This window comes from Segeticoccus sp., from assembly GCF_035708005.1.
This window is the reverse complement of sequence record NZ_DASSTI010000185.1, coordinates 1-3,454: the sequence shown is the minus strand read 5'-3', so window position 1 is coordinate 3,454 and position 3,454 is coordinate 1. Positions and strand designations below refer to the sequence as shown.

Genomic DNA, 3,454 nt, shown 5'->3' with positions numbered 1-3,454 from the left:
CGCCACCGGCCGTGCGGTGCGCTACCACCGGATCCGGAGGCGCTGACCCCGACAGCGGGCCCCGGAGCGGCGGTGCCTCACCAGGTGTGCACCGGCCGGTTGTCGTGCATGTGCTGGCGATAGTCCTCGAGCACCAGTCGGAGCGCCTCCTCGCGGCTCTCGCCGGCGTCCTCGCGGGCGTGCACCTCGCGGCGGTACCAGGCGGCACCGTTCTGCCCCGAGATGCACCGGCCCTCGATGATGCCCAGCAGCTCTTCGGCCTCGTCGCGGCCGACGCCCCAGCGGCCCAGGCCGTCAGCCGCCACCGGCAGCAGCCGGCGCAGCACCAGCTCGGTCGCGCTGACCTGGCCGACGCCGGGCCAGTAGACCTGCGCGTCGACACCGTCACGCGCCGCGGAGTGGAAGTTCTCCTCCGCCGCGGAGAACGACATCTGCGACCACAGCGGCCGCTCGCTCTCCGCCAGCGCGCGGACCAGGCCGAAGTAGAAGGCGGCGTTGGCCATGGTGTCCACCACCGTCGGTCCCGAGGGCAGCACGCGGTTCTCCACCCGCAGGTGTGGCCGCCCGTCGACCACGTCGTAGATAGGCCGGTTCCACCGGTAGATCGTGCCGTTGTGCAGGCACAACTCGTCGAGCTGCGGTACCTCGCCGCGTTCGAGCTGGGCGAGCGGGTCGGTGTCCTCGCAGATGGGCAGCAGCGCGGGGAAGTAGCGGACGTTCTCCTCGAACAGGTCGAAGATCGAGGTGATCCAGCGCTCCCCGAAGAACACCCGTGGCCGCACGCCCTGGTTCTTCAGCTCCACCGCGCGCGTGTCGGTCGCCTGGGCGAACAGCTCGACGCGGGTCTCGGCCCACAGCTGCTTGCCGAAGAAGAACGGCGAGTTGGCGCCGAGTGCCAGCTGCGGCCCGGCGAGCGCCTGCGCCGCGTTCCAGTAGTCCGCGAACTCCTGCGGCGCGACCTGCAGGTGGAGCTGCACGGAGGTGCACGCGGACTCGGGAGCGATCGTGTCGGCATACGTTGCGAGCCGCTCGCCCGTGGCCCCCTCGATGTCGATGAACAGGTCCTCCCCGCGGGCGTTGAAGATCGCCTCGTTGAGGGCCGCGTAGCGGCGGTTCGCGCTCATCCACTCGGTGTGGAAGTGCTCGGGCATGAGGGTGGGCAGTATGCCGATCGCCACGATGTGTGCCCCCGCCGCCCCGGCCTTCTCCTCCGCCGCGTTGAGGCTCTTGCGCAGGTCCGTCTCGAGGTCGAGGGCGGCATCCCCCGGCAGCGGACGCGGGTCGACGTTGAGCTCGATGTTGTACTGCCCCAGCTCGGTCTGGTAGCCGGGGTCGGCGATGTGCTCGAGGACCTCGGCGTTGGCCATGCGCGGCTGGAACTCCGGGTCGACAAGGTTGAGCTCGATCTCCATGCCGGTCAGGGGCCGGTCGAAGTCGAAGCTGCTCGCGGTGAGCATGCGCTCGAACACGTCGAGGTCCTGCCGGACCTTCTCCCGGTAGCGCTGGCGCTGCTCACGGGTGTAGCCGGTGCCGCTGACCTCTTCGCCCATGGTAGGCCCTCCTGACTGCCGACAGGACAGGTGCGTGCCGGTCGTGCACGTCTACGGTGACCCAACCACACCAGCGGCGTGCGGTGCCAGAGGAAACCGCCACGCCGCGTCGCAATCCCGGGCGGTGTCGGTGCGCTCTCCTAATGTCCGGGACATGCGGTTGCTGCACACCTCCGACTGGCACCTCGGGCGTTCCTTCCACCGGGTGGGACTGCTCGAGGCGCAGGCGGCGTTCGCCGACCACGTGGTCGAGGTGGTCCGCAGCGAGGGCGTCGACGCGGTGCTGGTCTCCGGGGACGTCTACGACCGGGCGCTGCCCGCGCCGGACACCGTGGCGCTGCTGTCCGAGACGGTGCGCCGGATCGTCGACGCCGGTGCTGAGGTGGTCCTGTCCAGCGGCAACCACGACAGCGCCATCCGGCTGGGCTTCGCCTCCGAACTGCTTGCCCGCGCCGGCCTGCACATCCGCACCCGCACCGACAGCATCGGCACCCCGGTGCTGCTCGGCGACGTCGCCGTCTATCCCCTGCCCTACCTCGAGCCGTCCGCCGCAGCGGACACCCTCGGCTCCGCCGACCGCACCCACGCCGGCGTGCTGCGCGCCGCCATGGCCCGCGTCGTGGCCGACCGTGCCGCGCGCCCCGGCCCGGCCGTGGTGATGGCGCACGCCTTCGTCACCGGCGGCGCGACCAGCGACTCCGAGCGCGACATCAGCGTGGGTGGGGTCAGCGCGGTGCCGCCGGAGGTCTTCGGCGCGGTCGACTACGTCGCGCTCGGCCACCTGCACGGCCCGCAGCGGGTCTCCGAGACGGTCCGCTACTCCGGCTCGCCGGTGGCCCTGTCGTTCAGCGAGGCCGACCACCGCAAGGGCTCCTGGCTGGTCGACCTGGCGCCCGGCAGGGCCGGGAGGCCGGCGACCGTGGCCGTCGAGCACATCGAGGCACCGGTGTTCAAACCGTTGGCCCGGCTGCGGGGCACGCTGGAGGAGCTGTTGTCCGACCGACGGCACCGTGCCGCCGAGGGCGCGTGGTGCGAGGTCACCCTGACCGATGCCCAGCGGCCCCGCGGCGCGATGGAGCGGCTGCGCACCCGCTTCCCGGGCTGCCTGTCACTGCGCTTCGACGGCCCGACCCCGCTCGACTCCGCCCGGTCGTATGCCGCGCGCGTGCGCCGACGCAGCGACCTCGACGTGTGCTGTGACTTCCTCGAACACGTGCGCGGCGGCGCCGGCGCCACCGACGCCGAGCGGGACCTGCTGCGGCTCGCCGTGGAGGAGTCCGCGCGTGCCCGCGCCGTGCATGACGACGAGGGCACGGCCGCGGAGTCGGTCGCGCGGCGCGAGCAGGGTGTCGCGTGAGGCTGCACCGGCTGGAGATGACGGCCTTCGGGCCGTTCGCCGGCACCGAGGAGGTCGACTTCGACGCGCTCGCGGACGAGGGCCTGCACCTCATCCAGGGTCCGACCGGGGCCGGCAAGAGCAGCATCCTCGACGCGATCTGCTTCGCCCTCTTCGCTGCGGTGCCCCGGGCCCGAGGCGGCAAGAGTTCGCTGCACAGTGACCACGCGCAGCCGGGCTCGGTGCCGCAGGTCGTCCTCGAGCTCACCGCCTCCGGCAGGCGATTCCGGATCACCCGCTCCCCCGGCTTCTCCCGGCCGAAGAAGCGGGGCACTGGCGAGACCCTGGTCCAGCCCCGCGTGCTGCTCGAGGAGCACCTCAACCGCCAGTGGGTGGCCAAGGGAACCCGGATCGACGAGGTGGCCCTGGTCATCGACGACGTCGTCGGCCTCGGCCTGGAGCAGTTCGTCAAGGTGGTGCTGCTCCCCCAGGGCGAGTTCGCGGCCTTCCTGCGCGCCTCCCCCGAGGAGCGGCGCGGGCTGCTGGAGCGCTTGTTCGACACGAGCCG

Annotated in this window: 3 protein-coding genes; 2 read left to right on the top strand and 1 reads right to left on the bottom strand. The window is 72.1% G+C overall.

Annotated features, from left to right (window positions below):
- Positions 1-77: 77 nt before the first annotated feature.
- Positions 78-1,550, bottom strand: coding sequence for a glutamate--cysteine ligase (locus VFL99_RS17680; RefSeq protein ID WP_325107686.1), 1,473 nt, complete (start codon positions 1,548-1,550; stop codon positions 78-80).
- 154 nt (positions 1,551-1,704) lie between these two features.
- Here VFL99_RS17680 and VFL99_RS17675 point away from each other — a divergent pair, with 154 nt between their 5' ends.
- Positions 1,705-2,907, top strand: coding sequence for an exonuclease SbcCD subunit D (locus tag VFL99_RS17675; protein WP_325107685.1), 1,203 nt, complete (start codon positions 1,705-1,707; stop codon positions 2,905-2,907).
- A partial coding sequence (locus tag VFL99_RS17670) for an SMC family ATPase (RefSeq protein WP_325107684.1) occupies positions 2,904-3,454 on the top strand: 551 nt, incomplete at its 3' end. The genes VFL99_RS17675 and VFL99_RS17670, both read left to right, overlap by 4 nt.